We start from the raw sequence: 15,870 nt of genomic DNA on the forward strand, positions 1-15,870 counted from the left end.
TATTGTAAGCAAAATTATTTTATAGTATACTACGTTTTGTGATTAAAACTTACTTAAAGTAAAGGTGGAAAAAAATGAAAAATATTTTAGTTGTTAAAGCCAATAACCGTCCTGATGGAGTATCTGCAAAAATGTTTGATACGTTCGTTGAAAATCTTGATACGAACAATGTGGACGTTGTAACCTTTGATGTGTACGCACAACCAATGCCTTATATCGGTCAAACGTTATTTGAAGCATTTGGCAAACTTTCACAAGAACAAGAATTAAACCAAGAAGAACAAGAATTGATGACTGTCCGTCAAGACGTGATGAACAAATTCGCAGCAGCAGATACCATCGTTTTCGCTTTCCCAATGTGGAACCTAACGATCCCAGCAGCTTTGCACACATTCATCGACTATATCTTCCAAGCTGGCTTTACTTTCTCTTATAACGAAGATGGTTCAATGAACCAATTGTTGAAAGACAAAGAAATCGTTCTATTGAATGCCCGTGGTGGTGTTTACTCAGGCGAAATGAGCGCAATGGAAAACGCTGTAACCTTTATGGAAAAAGTTTTCGGTGGTATGTTCGGCATGAACATCACAGAAGAAGTAATCATCGAAGGTCACAATGCAGATCCTTCTAAAACAGCAGAAATCATTGCTGAAGGTTTAGAACGCGTAGCAGCAGCTGCGAAAAAATTCTAATCATTGCTATCGATCAACTCCTCAACAAAGCACTATTGCTGGTTGAGGAGTTTTTTTATCTAAACATGTTGATCGTCCATTGGATCGATAAAACAAAGATGCCCCTTAGAACAGAGCGGTCTAAGGGGCTAAATCTCTTTTTATTTTGATGCTTTCCAATCAAAAGGCAACAGCTCTTCTATCGTCATGATTTTTCCTGCTGCGATCATGACCTGCGTGTTGTGGTTGGCAGGATCCAGCTGGCTGATGAATTCACGGCAACGACCACAAGGTGGGATCGGCTCACCTGCCGAATTGATTGCAACCATCTGTAACACCCGCTGCTGCCCATCGGTGATCATTTGCGCAGCCGCAGCTTGTTCGGCGCAAAAACCCATGGAACAGCTGGTATCGATACAGATCCCTGTATAAATCTGTCCATCTGCAGTAGCCAGAGCTGCCGCGACACTCCCTGCTTCTGCAAATTGAGAGAGCTGTCTGAATCCCAGTTTTTGTTTCGCGGCATCGATCAGCAACTGAAAGTCCATTTTTCTTCCTCCAAAATAAGCTGGTTCATAGTTAAATGAACCGTTTAAGCACCCGCCATGATTTTTGTTAATAGCTCAGGATCAAAGTTCTTTTCCCGCAGCATCGCGATTTCATAGCCATAAGGAGCTTTTTTGTTCTTTTTGTCTTCGCCGACATACGGTGTTTCCAAAATTTTCGGTAACGCTGATAATTGCTCATGATGAACGATCTTATTCAAGGCTTCAAAGCCGATCGTGCCAAAACCAATGTTCGCATGTCGGTCTTTGTGGCTGCCCTGTGGATTTTTTGAATCATTGACATGGATGACCTTCAAGCGATCCAATCCGATGATTTTGTCAAACTCGTTTAAGACGCCGTCAAAGTCTTCTTTGACATTGTAGCCGGCATCATTCGTGTGACAAGTATCTAGTGTAACGGATAATTTTTCATTTAAGGTAACGCCATCGATAATTGCTGCCAATTCTTCAAAGCTGCGACCAATCTCGGTGCCTTTACCTGCCATTGTTTCTAATGCGATCTGGGCGGTTTGATTTTTTTCAAGGACCTCGTTCAAGCCTTTAATGATCTGCTTGATCCCAGCTTCGGGTCCTGCACCGACATGGGCACCGGGGTGCAACGTGATTTGAGTTGCACCTAAAGCTTGGGCTCGTTGGATTTCTTCTTGTAAGAACGAAACGGCAAAGCCAAAGTTTTCTGGTTTGATGGTATTACCTAAATTAATGATGTAAGGGGCATGGACAACGATATTCGAAATTCCCTTTTCCGTCATAAAATCTTGTCCAGCTGCGATCTGCATCTCTTCGATCGGTTTGCGCCGCGTGTTTTGCGGAGCTCCGGTATAGATCATAAACGTAGTAGCTTGATAGCTAGCCGCCTCTTCTGCTGCTCCTAAAAGCATTTTTTTGCCGCTCATTGAAACGTGTGAACCAATCAACATTTTTCTTTTCCTCCTAAATCTAGTCTTCTCTATTATCGATAAAAGCACCTTGTAAAGCGATTATTTTGCTCATTGCCGTATTTTTTTATCAAGCGAGTCCAAATAACATCAGGACACCCGTCATTAGCGGCATACTTATCAAAAAGCTAATGGAAGAAACAAATCCCACCGCCTCTTCCTCCATCCCAGCAATCACGGAATTAATGACCCCAAATAAAGGGATCGGAGCAAACACTAACAAACAAAGTACTGGTTTTAATAAAACTGGGATCGGTAAAACATAGAAAGCCGCGAACAGCACGAAAGCCAGTCCGTAGCGTAAGCTTAAAATTTTGATTACCGTTGGCGTAGTGTGCTTCGGTAAGCGGAAATCCAAAAATAAGCCAATCATAAACATGGACAGAAACGTATTTGCGATCCCGATTGGCTGAACGAGCGCCAAGGCTGACTCGGGAATCCTCCAATCCGCACTGCGGATAATCAGCATCACTAGATAAATGGTAAATGTTGGCGAGCGCAGGAGATTCAAAAAGATTTTTCCTGGTTCAAACGTCGTCCGCTTTCCAATCAAGAACTCGATGAAAATCGTCGTTCCCCCTGCCAACATGATACTGTTCCCCATATCAAACAGCGAAATCAGTGGAATCCCTAAAGGATAAAAACTTTGGGCAAAAGGAATTGCAAAATTGCCGATATTAAAGCCTGACCCGCAGTACATAGCAAACTGTTGCAGCGTGTTCGATTCTTTTTTGGTCAAGAAAAATGCGAAGAGGATCTGGACGATCGTAATGATCAAAGCGATCACAATCAAACTAAGCGCACTGACTTGTACTTGCATTGAAGCTAAATTCAAAATGATTGCTGCCGGTAACGTCACATTCAAAATAATTTTGGATAAGATCGAGCCATCCGCTTTTGAAAGGACATTTAGCCGTTTAAGAAAATACCCTAAGAAGATCATGGCAAATAAGCCGGCGGCATTCAACACTATATTTCCCATTCCAACAAAGACCCTTCCTCTACAAAAATTTGAAAAAAAGCGAACCAACAGGTCGGTTCGCTTTTTGCGATTAAAATGTTAATAAGAAATATTTTTTCTTGCCACGACGAATCACGACGTATTTTCCACCGATCCGATCACTTGCTTGGATCTCGTACGTTAGGGCTTGGACGCGTTCCCCATTGATGTAGATGGCCCCATTTTGTACGTCTTCTCTTGCTTGACGTTTTGATGGTTCGATTTTAGCAGTCGTCAACACTTCAACGATGTTCAAAGAATCATCCGCTGTTACCTGATGACTAGGAACCCCTTTAAAGCCTTGTTCGATCTCTTCAGCGTTCAATTCTTTGATATTGCCGCTGAATAAACTTGCTGAGATGCGTACGGCTTGTTCATAAGCCTCTGCCCCATGAACCAAAGTAGTGACTTCTTTTGCCAAAGCTTTTTGTGCTGCTCGAGATTCTGGTGCAGCGTTAAATTCAGCTTCGATCGCAGCGATTTCTTCTAATGATAAGAAGGTGAAATATTTCAAGAATTTGACTGCATCACGATCATCCGTATTGATCCAGAATTGGTAGAACTCGTAAGGCGTTGTTTTCTTGGCATCTAGCCAAACCGCATTGCCTTCTGTTTTCCCAAATTTCGTTCCATCTGCTTTTGTGATCAATGGCATAGTCAACCCAAACCCTTGGACTTCACGCTCACGACGCAATAATTCGATTCCAGAGGTGATATTCCCCCATTGATCGCTACCACCTAATTGCAACAAGCAACCGTGGTTGTCGTAAAGGTTCAAAAAGTCATAGGCTTGTAAAAGCTGGTATGCAAATTCCGTGTAGGAAATTCCTGTTTCGATCCGACGTTTGACACTTTCTTTGCTCATCATGTAGTTGATAGTAAAGTTTTTCCCAGTGTCCCGTAAGAAATCGATCAGTTTCAATTCCCCTAACCATTCATAGTTATTGGCAATGATGGCAGGATTTTCTTGGTCATCAAAATCAATAAAGCGAGATAATTGGCTCTTGATACTTTGTGACCATTCCAAAACGGTATCTAATGTGTTTAATTGACGTTCTTGATCTTTAAAGGATGGGTCACCGATCATTCCTGTACCGCCACCAACTAATGCGATCGGCACATGTCCGTTTTGTTGGAAACGGCGCAACATCAAAATAGGCAATAAATGACCAATATGCAGGCTATCTGCGGTAGGATCAAAGCCGATATATAGTTTCACAGACTCTTCATTTAATTGTTTGGTCAAGGCTGCTTCGTCTGTGGTCTGATGAACTAATCCGCGTTGCTTTAGTTCTTCAAAAAAGTCTGTACTCATTCTTTCTCCTCCTAATAAATGCTTCATTGTTCATCTTAACTGAAAAAGAGGGCAATGAAAAGTCTTTCTCTCAAAGTCCTTTACCAAAAAAGAAACTTTTAGGCAAATCTGTTCGTTTTCCCTTATTATCGCTGGTTCAATACAAATACCAACTGGCATTTTCTCGCACACTTCTTTCGATAACAGATAGGGTGCTACCCAAGCGCCTTGTTTTTTGCTATAATTACACGGAATCTATTCTAATTTATTGAGGTGACTCTTTTTGTCCCAGAAAACGAAAAATCAAAAGAATACAGAAAACAAAAATAGAGGCTGGTTCTATTTCAATATCAGTCTTAGGGTTTTACATGCCTTGTTCTTAGTGGCTATTTCTTTACTGGTGCTAGGCGGTTCTTTAGCTTTGGGGATCGGTGCCGGCTACTTTGCTTTTCTTGTGGAAGATACCGCAGCTCCTTCTAAAGATGAGTTGCAGAAAGAACTGACCGACATCACAGAGACTTCTCAACTCGCATACGCTGATGGCAGTAAAATCGCAACGATTCGCTCAGATCTGATGCGAACGTCGGTTAATTCCGATCAAATTTCAGACTACTTGAAAAAAGCGATCATCGCAACAGAGGACGAATATTTTAATATTCATAATGGCGTCGTACCAAAAGCAGTCGTGCGGGCGTTATTATCCGAAGCGACAGGCTTTGGCGGCAGCGGGGGTTCCACTTTGACCCAGCAGCTGGTGAAACAACAAATCCTTTCTAGTGAAACGACCTTCAAACGCAAAGCCAATGAGATTTTATTAGCCATGGAAGTGGAGAAATTTTTCGATAAAGATGAGATCGTCACCATGTATCTAAACATCTCCCCTTTCGGCCGGAACAATAAAGGGCAAAATATCGCAGGTGTGCAAGAAGCGGCGCAAGGAATTTTTGGCGTTAACGCAGCTGACCTGTCTTTACCGCAAGCAGCCTTTATTGCGGGTCTGCCACAAAGCCCGATCGTCTACAGTCCTTATACAAATACGGGCGAGATCAAGGAAAACTTGACCGCTGGCTTAGAGCGGAAAGACTTCGTGCTCTTCAGTATGTATCGTAACCACGATATTACGAAAGAAGAATACGAAGAAGCGCTTAATTATGACTTGAAGCAAGACTTCAAAAAACAAGAAGCCATTGAACAAACGGATCAAAGCTTCCTTTATTACACTGTGTTAAATGAAGCAAAAGACATTATTGCCAAACAGCTGGCAGATGAAGATGATGTCAGTGACGAAGAATATGCCAAAGACGAAACCTACCAAAAATACTTCGAATTGGCGCAGCAAAAACTAGTTAATGGTGGCTATACCGTCACATCAACGATCGATAAAGATATTTATAATGCAATGCAAGATGCCGTCGATAAATACGGCTATATGTTAGACAACTGGGGCGACTCCACCATCGAAGTCGGCAACGTCATGATGGACAATGCCACCGGGAAAGTATTAGGCTTTATTGGCGGTCGTAACTATGCTGACAATCAATTCAACCATGCCTTTGATGCCAAACGCCAAGCAGGTTCAAGTATCAAACCAATGCTGGTTTACGGACCGGCGATCGAAAGTGGCTTGATGGGCTCTGAATCAATGGTTTCTGATTATGCCGCAAAGTGGCGGACAGGAGAAAACGCCGGTGAGCCGATCGTCAATGCCACAAACCGTGGGACCAATACCTTCATGTCGATTCGTGAATCTTTGGAGGTTTCCAGTAATATCGCAGCGACAAATATTTTCCAAGATCTGTGGGAAAAAGAAGGCGATCATTTTTATGCCTATTCAAATTATTTGAGCAAAATGGGCTATCCTGAAGATAACAGCTGGGCATATGAATCAGCGCCATTAGGGGTTACCGATGTCACAGTGTTGAATCAAACAAATGGCTTCCAAACATTTGCCAATAACGGTGTCTATCAGCAAGGCTACATCATCGAATCAATCAAGGATAATGAAGGCGAAGTGCTTTATCAGCATGAAGCCAAACCGGTCCAAGTCTTTTCTGAAGCGACAGCTTCCATCATGACCGACATGATGCGTAGTGTTATCGATGAGCAAAAAACCAGTTCCTTTAAATCGGTTATCAGCGGATTAGATTGGAACCTCGGGAATGCCGATTGGGTCGGTAAAACTGGGTCTACCAATAATTGGTCTGACTCTTGGCTAGTCGTTTCCACCCCATCGATCACCATCAGCAGCTGGTCAGGGCGGGATGACAATAAAGCTACCGATAGTGCAGCAGGAACTCGGACAGCCAATTACATGGCTTACTTGATCAATCGTATCTATCAAACAAACCAAGAAGTCTTTGGTGTAAATCAGAAGTTTGAACTTTCTAGTGATGTCAAAAAAGCTCAAGTTTCCAAGTTTACTGGTACCCAACCAGGAGGAACCGTGCGAGTCGATAATCGAACCTATACGAATCCAAGTAGTACCGTTACTTCTTATTGGGCAACTGGCGGACCAGCTACGGTCGATTTCAAATTTGGACTCGGTGGTTCAGATGCAAACTATGCTGACTATTGGAAAAAAGCATCTTCTAGCCGTTCAACAAATCGTTCGTCGAATACATCATCGAATAACGCATCCAACAATGTTACACCTACTGCAAATGATGACGACGAGGACGAGCAAGAAAATAACCAACCTAATACAAATGATGATGATGACTGATCAGCCTTGTGCTGATCAGTTTTTTTATACAAAAAAAGTGTGGGTAGAAAATCCATAGATTTTCTACTCACACGAACGATCGTTGAAGCAAAAAGTGGAACAACAAAGCGTTGCTCCACTAGTCTTTTTATTAAATCGCTGCTTATTTCGTAGAGCTTTTTTCTGAAATACCGTAAGGCAAGACGATCGTTTTTTGTTCTACATCTTCTTTGTTCATCATTTTAGTTAATAGACGCATCGCAACGGCACCCATATCATACAATGGTTGCGTCACACTTGATAAGCGTGGACGAGCTGCTTCAGCCAATAATGAGTTGTTGCTGGTGATGATCTCGAAATCCTCAGGAACTTTAACGCCTTTGTCTAACAAACCATCTAAGACGCCGATCGCTAACTCATCGTCTGTAACATAAGCTGCTGTTGCACCACTGTTGATGATGCGATCAACTAATGCTAAGCCTTCTTTAAAGCTGTATGGTGATTCAAAGATCAACCCTTCAGAATAGTCAAGGTTGTTTTCTTTCAAGGCTTCTTTATAGCCTTTCAAGCGGTTTTGGCCATTGATTGGATCGATTAAAGCACCGCTGACAAAAGCGATTTTTTGATTGTTTTTCGCCAATAATGAAACAGCATCTTTGGCAGCTGCTGTGTAATCAATATTGACACTTCCTACTTGTTCATCAGGATCGATCGAACCAGCTAAAACGACTGGTGTTTTTGAGCGAGAGAATTCCCCGCGAATTTCATCCGTGATGCGATGACCCATGAAGATAACGCCGTCCACTTGTTTTGCTAACAAGTTGTTCAATACGTTGACTTCTTTCATCGTATCGCCATCAGAGTTGGCTAAGATGATATTGTATTTATACATGGTCGCTACATCATCGATCCCACGAGCAAGTGATGAGAAGAACATATTGCTGACATCAGGAATGATAACACCAACAGTTGTGGTCTTTTTACTTGCCAACCCTCGAGCAACTGCGTTTGGACGATAATCCAAGCGGTCGATCACTTCCAGCACTTTCTTACGAGTTGCTGGTTTTACATTTGGATTTCCGTTGACTACCCGTGAAACAGTTGCCATCGATACATTCGCTTCCCGTGCAACATCATAAATCGTAATTGTTTGTTTTTCCATGATATATCTCCCTTATTCTATTTTCAGAAAATCTTATTTACATTTCTTTGTTAGGATAGCAAATTTTTTCTGGATTTGCAACCGTTTTAATTTTGTTTTCATGAAAACTTAGCAATTTCCTACTTTCCCCTCCCCTATTCTCTTCGAAAGCATGATAAAATAGAAAAAGAATACTTGAAAGAAGGTTTTTTCAAATGAATGATAAAAAAATCAATGAGTTAAATGGCTGGCTGAAAACCACTGGCGCCGATGTTGCCTATATTTCTAATCCAGCAACGATCGCTTATTTTTCCGGTTTTAAAAGTGAACCTCATGAACGGGTTCTTGCTTTGTTTGTCGCACCTGGAAAAGATCCCTTTCTTTTCACACCAGCTCTGGAAGTAGAAGAAGCAAAAAATAGCGGTTGGTCCTTTGACATTATCGGCTATCTCGATAGTGAAGACCCTTGGGCGAAAATCTGTCAGGAATTGACCTCTCGTTACGAGGTTTCATCCTTGGCACTAGAAAAAAATGACCTTTCCGTCGAGCGCTATGAAGCATTGAAACGGTTCTTGCCAAAAACCGATTTTTCTTTAGATGTGACCCCGGTGATTCAAAAAATGCAATTAACAAAAACCGCGTCTGAGATTGACACCTTGCTAGAAGCCGGCAACTGGGCAGATGTTGCTTTTGAGGTTGGGTTTGCTGCCATCAAAGAAGGCGTTAGTGAAATGGAAATCGTGGCAGAAATTGAGTACGAGTTGAAAAAACGTGGGATTTCCCATATGTCCTTCGATACGACCGTATTAGCTGGTGCCAATGCAGCAAGTCCTCATGGCGTACCTGGGGATCGCAAAGTGACTGCCAATGAACTCGTCTTATTTGATTTAGGAGTCATCTGGAAAGGGTATTGCAGCGATGCAACCAGAACGGTTGCCTATAAAGAACCGACTGCATTACAAAGAAAAATTTATGACATCGTCTTAGAGGCGGAATTGGCCGCTCAAGCAGCAGTTAAACCTGGGATCACCGCTGGAGAATTAGACAAGATCGCTCGTGATGTGATTACGGGTTATGGCTATGGCGACTACTTCAACCATCGTTTAGGTCATGGCATCGGGACCACGGTTCATGAGTTCCCCTCTTTGATCACTGGCAATGATTTAGTGATTGAAGAAGGCATGTGCTTCTCTATCGAACCAGGGATTTATTTGCCAGATCAAGTCGGTGTTCGTATTGAAGATTGCATCTATGTCACTGCAGATGGCTGTGTACCATTTACCAAAACAGAAAAAGAATTGTTGATTTTATCTTGATTCTTTTAATGAAACGGCGCAATATGTTGTAATTACATGAAAAGGAGTGTTCTTATGAGTAAAAAAGTGTTAGTTTTAGGCGGCACGCGTTTTTTCGGTAAATATTTGGTCCAATCTTTAGTGGATCAAGGCTGTGATGTCACGATCGCTACCAGAGGGAAGACGACTGATTCTTTTGGCGATCAAGTCAACCGACTTGTCTTTGATCGCACGGATGAAGAAAGTATCAAAACGACGTTGACACAAGAAACCTATGATGTTATTTACGACAATATTGCTTATACTTCCAACGACATTGAGATTCTACTGCGTCATGTCACACCCAAACGCTACATTGTCACTAGTTCGATGTCTGCCTATCATGAACTGCACTTCGATTTGAAAGAAACGGATTTTGACCCTGCCAAAGAAGCGGTCAAAATTGTCTGCTCTGAGGAAGTCAATTATGCTGAAGGCAAACGAACCGTTGAAGAGATTCTTACCCAAAACTACAGTCAGATTCCGTCCGTTTTTGTCCGCTTTCCTTACGTGATCGGTGCAGATGATTATACAAAACGTTTTGCCTTTTACATCGACCATCTGATAAAGCAAAAGCCAATGGCTGTCGATAATCTAACGCATCAAATGGGCTTTGTCGATGCTGAAGAAGCTGGCCAATTTTTAGCGTTTTTAGGTACCAGCTCTTTCACAGGACCCATCAACGGTGCGTCAAAAGGCACGATTTCTTTAGAAGAAGTGCTGCAATACGTAACGGAAAAAACCGGTCTTTCCCCTCTCTTTTCAGAAACAGGTGATCAAGGCCCTTACAATGGTACACCTGTTTATTCGATCAATGTTGCTCTCGCTGAGGGAATTGGGTTTCCATTCAGTCAACTGCGGGATTGGATCTATCAACTTTGCGATTGGGAAATCACCCAAGCATCAAACGAATAGCTACTGAAGTCACGAAAAACGTTCGCCGATTTAACTGGCGAACGTTTTTATCTTTTAAAGTAATCAAATTTTGTATCCTTGCTTATGCTTCAGGATTGTTTTTTTCTAATGTATCTTTTAATTCTTCTTTTGCATCTTCCAAGTCAGCTTTAGCTTCTTTTGTTTCTGCTTTCGCTGTTTTTTTGGCATCATCCGCTGCTTTTCCAGCTTCTTTTTTCAAATCAGCTGCGGCTGCTTGACCGTCTTTTTTGGCTTCTTCAACTACAGGTTTTGCTTCTTGTGCCCCTTCTTTGACGGTTTGTTTCATATCCGCTGCAGAAGATTTTGCATCAATGATGATATCTTGGACTGTATCATCTGCATCTTCTTTGGCATCTTTCGCTGTTTCTTTCACATCGCTTGCTGATTTTTTGAAGCGTTCTGATAGATCACCTGCTTGTTTCTTTAACTCTTCAACGGTTTCTTCTGATGAACCAGCTGCTGTTTCTTTTAAGTCATCGACTTTCGCTGTTAAAGAACCGGTAAAGTCAGATGCTTGCTCGCTTAATTTTGCTGCTTTATCTTTAGCGATATCGACAAGATCCGTACTTCTTTCTTTGGCTAAATCACCATAATCAGATGCTTTATCTAATAAATCGTCTGCTTGTTTTGCTAATTTATTTCTTAATGTTTTACCAGATTCTGGCGCCAACAAAAGTGCTGCTGCTGCTGCCGCTGTTCCTCCGATGATTGCTCCTAATAAAAATCCGCCTTTTTTACTCATTGAAAGTCCTCCTTTTATTTTTGGTTATTTTTGTCTTTGAAAAATTTCATGGCTGTTTGACCGACTTTTCCAGCTACCGTTGCTTTGGCAGTGGTCCGGCCAAGACTACCCACACGCGTAATTAAATTTTTTCCAGAAACATTTAGTTCTGAAACACTGGTACTTAGATCTGCAACTGCTGTGAACAAAGGATCGATGGTTGCGACTTTTCCGTTCACATCTTGTAAAAGCTCATTCGTTTTTACCAAAAGACCTTCAACCTCTTTTGAAAGAATATCAACGTCTTTGGTAATGACACGGATGGTTGTGTTTGCTTCTTCGACCGTTTTGTCTACTTTGGTCATTGTCTTGCTGACTTGCATCAACAAACGAACGACGAAAATGACCAATACGACAAATGCGATCGCAGCAATCAATGCAGCTAGTTCTCCTCCTGACATAGAATGGCTCCTTTCCCCATTTACTTATATTAAGAATAGCATTTCACTGCACTTTCTACAAATAAAAGACTGCATTTTTAAGAAAATTATCCGCTTTCAACAGGAAATAATAAAAAAACAAAGCAATTTCATCAGAAATTGCCTTGTTTAGGAGTTTTTGTTATTTTTTTGACTCTTTCGGTGCTTCTTTGACTTCTTTTTGAGCCGGAGCTAGTTCTTTTCCTAACTCGATCAAATACTCTTTCAAGTTGTCCTTGACTTCAGGGTGTACTAAACCATACTCAATACTTGTTTTTAAGAAACCAAACTTGTCTCCTACATCGTAACGCTTGCCGGTAAATTGATGAGCAAACACGCGTTGGGTTTTGTTTAATGTGTCGATGGCATCCGTCAATTGGATCTCGCCGCCAGCACCAGGTTCCTGATTGGCTAAAATATCAAAAATTTCAGGGGTCAGCAAGTAGCGACCAATAATTGCTAAATCACTTGGCGCATTTTCTGGCGCTGGTTTTTCAACAAAGTTTTTGACATTGAACAAGCCTTTTTCAACTTCCATACCAGGATCAATGATTCCGTATTTTGATGTATCTTCATGAGGAACATCCATGACAGCGATCGTTGATGCATGCGTTTTTTCATAATTATCGATCAGCTGTTTCGTCAATGGCACTTGATCTTCCATCAAGTCATCACCTAGCATGACTACAAACGGTTCATTTCCGACAAATGCCCGCGCCTGTAATACGGCATGGCCTAATCCTTTCGGATGAGATTGGCGAATGAAATGCAGATTTACGTCAGTTGTTTCTTCCACTAATTTCAAAAGCTCTGTCTTGCCTTTTTCTTTTAGATTCATCTCTAATTCTAAATTGGCATCGAAATGGTCTTCGATCGGACGCTTTGCTTTTCCTGTTACGATCAAAATATCTTCGATCCCTGATTGTAAAGCTTCTTCCACGATAAATTGGATCGTTGGTTTGTCAACGATCGGCAACATTTCCTTTGCCATTGCCTTTGTAGCTGGTAAAAATCGGGTACCTAGACCGGCTGCTGGGATAACTGCTTTTTTGACATTCATGTGACTCGCTCCTTTAATCATAATGATTGATCTACCGTAAATTCGTTTTCTTCTTTGCCGTCTCGCAGCATAATATCTTTAGCTGCTTGCTTGATGTCTTTGCCTTCATACAAGACCGAATAAATCGTTTCTGTGATTGGCATTTCCACTGACAAAGCTTCTGCTAATTCGCGGGCAGCTTTGGTGGTTGAAACTCCTTCAACGATCATGCCCATATTGTCTAACACTTCGTCTAAGCTATGGCCTTTTCCTAATAGATTTCCGGCACGCCAATTCCGCGAATGGACACTGGTACACGTGACGATCAAATCGCCAACACCACTCAATCCGATAAAGGTTAATGGATTTGCACCCATTGCCACACCGAGACGACTGATTTCTGCTAACCCACGGGTCATGATCGCAGCCTTCGCATCATCCCCAAAGCCCAGTCCAGCAATCGCTCCGGCACCAATAGCGATGATGTTTTTCAGCGCGGCGCCAGTTTCGACACCGATCACATCGTTATTGGTGTAGATTCTAAAGTAATCATTCATAAATAGCTCTTGTACATATTTAGCAGCCGATTCATTTTCTGAAGCTGCCGTGATCGTGGTAATATCATGGACAGCGACTTCTTCGGCATGTGATGGTCCTGACAGGACAACGATTTCTTGCCGTTTATCGGCTGGGATCTCTTCGGCAAGTACTTCTGAGATTCGTTTATGACTGCCTTGTTCTAATCCTTTTGAGGCATGGATGATGACTGGTTTACCGGTTGTCTTCTTAGTGAATTCTTGTGCCACGGCACGAATCGCTTTGGTTGGTACTACAAACAAGACAGCATCTACCCCTTGGATCGCCTCTTCTAGATTTTTGCAGCCTAAAATATTTTCAGGTAATTTCAAATCAGGCAAATAATGCCGATTGGTATGATACGTATTGATTTCATCGATTTGGGCGGGATTGTTGCCCCAAATAGTCACTTCATGTCCGTTTTCAGACAAGACTTGTGCCAAAGCAGTCCCCCATGATCCGGGACCTAAAACGGCGATTTTCTGTTTCACTATGGAAACCTCCTCTATCCTTTTCGCAAATTCATGCACTTTATCATTTTACCATAATTTCGATAAAATAACTGTTTAGATAATCGTTTGGTTTTTGCCAAAGCTGCGATTGTAGTCTTTTAAAGTTTGGTTTTTCCGACGCCAGATCAATAGCCCAATCGCTCCAAAGAATAATAAAGCGGAAAGTGCTTGTGACACACGGATATCCCCAAATAAGTATAAACTATCGGTGCGCATTCCTTCAATAAAGAAGCGTCCGAACCCATACCAAATTAAGTAGCTCAAGAAAACTTCGCCTTCTTTTAATAACCCAGTTTTCTTGCGCAAGAAAATCAAAACGATAAATCCGATCACATTCCAAACCGATTCATAAAGAAACGTCGGCTGCCGATACGCTTCGTCGATATACATATTATCGATAATAAATTTCGGTATATACAAACTTTCTAAGAAGGAGCGGCTGACTTCTGCTCCAAATGCTTCATGGTTCATAAAGTTGCCCCAACGCCCGATGCCTTGTGCCAATAGGACACTTGGTGCGGCGATATCTAAAAAGGTCCAGGGAGAAATAAAATTTCGTTGGCAGAAAAAGTACAGCCAAATCCCCCCGGCGATCAATGCACCATAGATAGCGATCCCACCAGACCGAATATTGAAAATTTGACTTGGGTCATCAATATAGTATTGCAAGTCAAATAGAATATAATAAAGCCGTGCACCAATGATCGATACTGGCAATCCAATCAACATAAAATCAGTCACATCATCTGGCTTGAGCCCGACACGAACCGCCTCTCTCGTGCTTAACCACATAGCAATGATCACGCCTGATACGATAATGATCGCATACCAATAAATCGGCAAACCAAATAGTTCAAATGCGACTCGATTTACTAAACCTAACATCTATCTTATCCTCTCTAGTTTCCAGAATTTTCTTCGATCAATTGCGTCAATCGATTTTCAAAGGTCTTCGTAGCATCATAACCCATCGTTTTCGCCCGGAAATTCATGGCAGCAACTTCGATAATGATCGCAACATTTCGACCAGTTTTTACGGGGATTTTGATTTGTGGTACATCAACGCCACCAATTTCAACCGTCGTATCATCGGTTCCTAGTCGATCATACTTTTTGTCTTTCGCCCAAGCTTCTAAATACACCGCTACTTGAACCTGCATATACCCTCGTACGGCACTGGCACCAAAAAGATTCATGACATCGATGATCCCGATTCCCCGGATCTCGATCAAGTGTTGCAAGATTTTCGGCGGTTCCCCCACCAAAGTCAATTCATCTTGCTTATACACATCCACACGGTCGTCAGCGATCAACCGATGCCCACGTTTGATCAACTCTAATGCTGTTTCGCTTTTACCAATTCCGCTATCGCCTTGGATCAAAACGCCCAAGCCATAGACATCCACTAATACCCCATGGACACTGGTTCTTGTTGCTAAACGCCCATCGAGAAAACTAGAAAGCTCTCCTTGCAGACGTGACGTTGAGATGGGCGAACGTAGAATCGTAATCTCATGTTCTTTGCAGGCTTGAATCATTTCTGCTGGTACTTCCAAGCCGCGAGAAACAATAAATCCCGGTGTATCATCGGCACACATTTTGCGCATCACCATCAAGCGTTCTTCTGGCATCATTCGTTCCGCAAAGGTGATCTCTTTGCTGCCGAATAATTGCAGACGATCATGGGAATAGTAATTAAAATAACCCGTCAATTCCAAACCAGGTCGGGAAATATCGCCGGTAATGATTTCTCTTTCTAAACTGTTTTCAGTTCCTTCAACTATCTCTAAATTTAAAGCCTCCGCCAGCTCGCTGACTTTGACGGTTTCTGCCATAGGTTTTCCCTCTTTTCTCAATGATTCTTGCCGCTGCTTCTTGTAAACGACACTCTGGTTCTATTTTATCATTCTATCAGTAAAGTTACTACCTTCGCCAATAGAAGTCCTCATTCTTTTTCGTTTG

Annotated in this window: 15 protein-coding genes; 4 read left to right on the forward strand and 11 right to left on the reverse strand. The window is 42.0% G+C overall.

Annotation, left to right across the window (positions count from 1 at the left end):
* Positions 1–74 precede the first annotated feature (74 nt).
* Positions 75–692 (forward strand): FMN-dependent NADH-azoreductase, encoded by a 618-nt coding sequence (locus IGJ74_RS10960; protein ID WP_005225804.1) that lies wholly within the window; start codon positions 75–77, stop codon positions 690–692.
* Between the two features lie 140 nt (positions 693–832).
* On the opposite strand, the gene IGJ74_RS10965 is transcribed toward IGJ74_RS10960, so the two are convergent.
* The 4 genes from IGJ74_RS10965 to tyrS form a co-directional block, all read right to left on the reverse strand.
* Positions 833–1,219, reverse strand: coding sequence for a cytidine deaminase family protein (locus IGJ74_RS10965; protein ID WP_034872565.1), 387 nt, complete (start codon positions 1,217–1,219; stop codon positions 833–835).
* Between the two features lie 44 nt (positions 1,220–1,263).
* Complete coding sequence (locus IGJ74_RS10970) at positions 1,264–2,157, reverse strand: deoxyribonuclease IV (RefSeq protein ID WP_008378462.1); 894 nt, start codon at positions 2,155–2,157, stop codon at positions 1,264–1,266.
* 88 nt (positions 2,158–2,245) lie between these two features.
* The gene (locus IGJ74_RS10975) at positions 2,246–3,157 is read right to left on the reverse strand and encodes an AEC family transporter (protein ID WP_016612232.1); all 912 of its coding nucleotides are present in this window, start codon (positions 3,155–3,157) and stop codon (positions 2,246–2,248) included.
* A 70-nt stretch (positions 3,158–3,227) separates the two neighbouring features.
* The gene (tyrS, locus tag IGJ74_RS10980; RefSeq protein WP_087663992.1) at positions 3,228–4,490 is read right to left on the reverse strand and encodes a tyrosine--tRNA ligase; all 1,263 of its coding nucleotides are present in this window, start codon (positions 4,488–4,490) and stop codon (positions 3,228–3,230) included.
* A gap of 262 nt (positions 4,491–4,752) precedes the next feature.
* On the opposite strand from tyrS, the gene IGJ74_RS10985 reads away from it, so the two are divergent.
* Positions 4,753–7,191, forward strand: a complete 2,439-nt coding sequence (locus IGJ74_RS10985; protein WP_142437098.1) for a transglycosylase domain-containing protein — start codon at positions 4,753–4,755, stop codon at positions 7,189–7,191.
* A 142-nt stretch (positions 7,192–7,333) separates the two neighbouring features.
* Here the strand turns inward: IGJ74_RS10985 and ccpA are convergent, their stop codons facing one another.
* Entirely contained in the window at positions 7,334–8,332 is a 999-nt protein-coding gene (ccpA, locus tag IGJ74_RS10990; RefSeq protein ID WP_008378470.1) for a catabolite control protein A, read from the reverse strand.
* Between the two features lie 194 nt (positions 8,333–8,526).
* On the opposite strand from ccpA, the gene IGJ74_RS10995 reads away from it, so the two are divergent.
* Both IGJ74_RS10995 and IGJ74_RS11000 read left to right on the forward strand, forming a co-directional pair.
* Positions 8,527–9,627: a M24 family metallopeptidase gene (locus IGJ74_RS10995; RefSeq protein ID WP_218192961.1), complete on the forward strand. Its 1,101-nt coding sequence runs from the start codon at positions 8,527–8,529 to the stop codon at positions 9,625–9,627.
* Positions 9,628–9,681: 54 nt separating this feature from the next.
* Positions 9,682–10,560: an NAD-dependent epimerase/dehydratase family protein gene (locus IGJ74_RS11000; protein ID WP_008378472.1), complete on the forward strand. Its 879-nt coding sequence runs from the start codon at positions 9,682–9,684 to the stop codon at positions 10,558–10,560.
* 82 nt (positions 10,561–10,642) lie between these two features.
* Here IGJ74_RS11000 and IGJ74_RS11005 read toward each other — a convergent pair whose 3' ends face one another.
* From IGJ74_RS11005 to hprK, 6 genes are all read right to left on the reverse strand, one after another.
* Entirely contained in the window at positions 10,643–11,323 is a 681-nt protein-coding gene (locus IGJ74_RS11005; protein WP_005235400.1) for a YtxH domain-containing protein, read from the reverse strand.
* Between the two features lie 14 nt (positions 11,324–11,337).
* Complete coding sequence (locus IGJ74_RS11010; protein WP_005235398.1) at positions 11,338–11,763, reverse strand: DUF948 domain-containing protein; 426 nt, start codon at positions 11,761–11,763, stop codon at positions 11,338–11,340.
* Between the two features lie 160 nt (positions 11,764–11,923).
* The gene (gene galU / locus IGJ74_RS11015) at positions 11,924–12,841 is read right to left on the reverse strand and encodes a UTP--glucose-1-phosphate uridylyltransferase GalU (protein ID WP_008378473.1); all 918 of its coding nucleotides are present in this window, start codon (positions 12,839–12,841) and stop codon (positions 11,924–11,926) included.
* A 17-nt stretch (positions 12,842–12,858) separates the two neighbouring features.
* Complete coding sequence (locus tag IGJ74_RS11020) at positions 12,859–13,887, reverse strand: NAD(P)H-dependent glycerol-3-phosphate dehydrogenase (protein WP_430608418.1); 1,029 nt, start codon at positions 13,885–13,887, stop codon at positions 12,859–12,861.
* A gap of 75 nt (positions 13,888–13,962) precedes the next feature.
* The gene (gene lgt, locus IGJ74_RS11025; RefSeq protein WP_005235390.1) at positions 13,963–14,793 is read right to left on the reverse strand and encodes a prolipoprotein diacylglyceryl transferase; all 831 of its coding nucleotides are present in this window, start codon (positions 14,791–14,793) and stop codon (positions 13,963–13,965) included.
* A gap of 14 nt (positions 14,794–14,807) precedes the next feature.
* Positions 14,808–15,743: an HPr(Ser) kinase/phosphatase gene (gene hprK, locus IGJ74_RS11030; protein ID WP_005235388.1), complete on the reverse strand. Its 936-nt coding sequence runs from the start codon at positions 15,741–15,743 to the stop codon at positions 14,808–14,810.
* Positions 15,744–15,870 lie beyond the last annotated feature (127 nt).

Origin of the sequence: Enterococcus sp. AZ009, assembly GCF_050548785.1 — a bacterium.
In the GTDB taxonomy this organism is placed as follows: Bacteria; Bacillota; Bacilli; order Lactobacillales; family Enterococcaceae; genus Enterococcus_D; species Enterococcus_D entomosocium.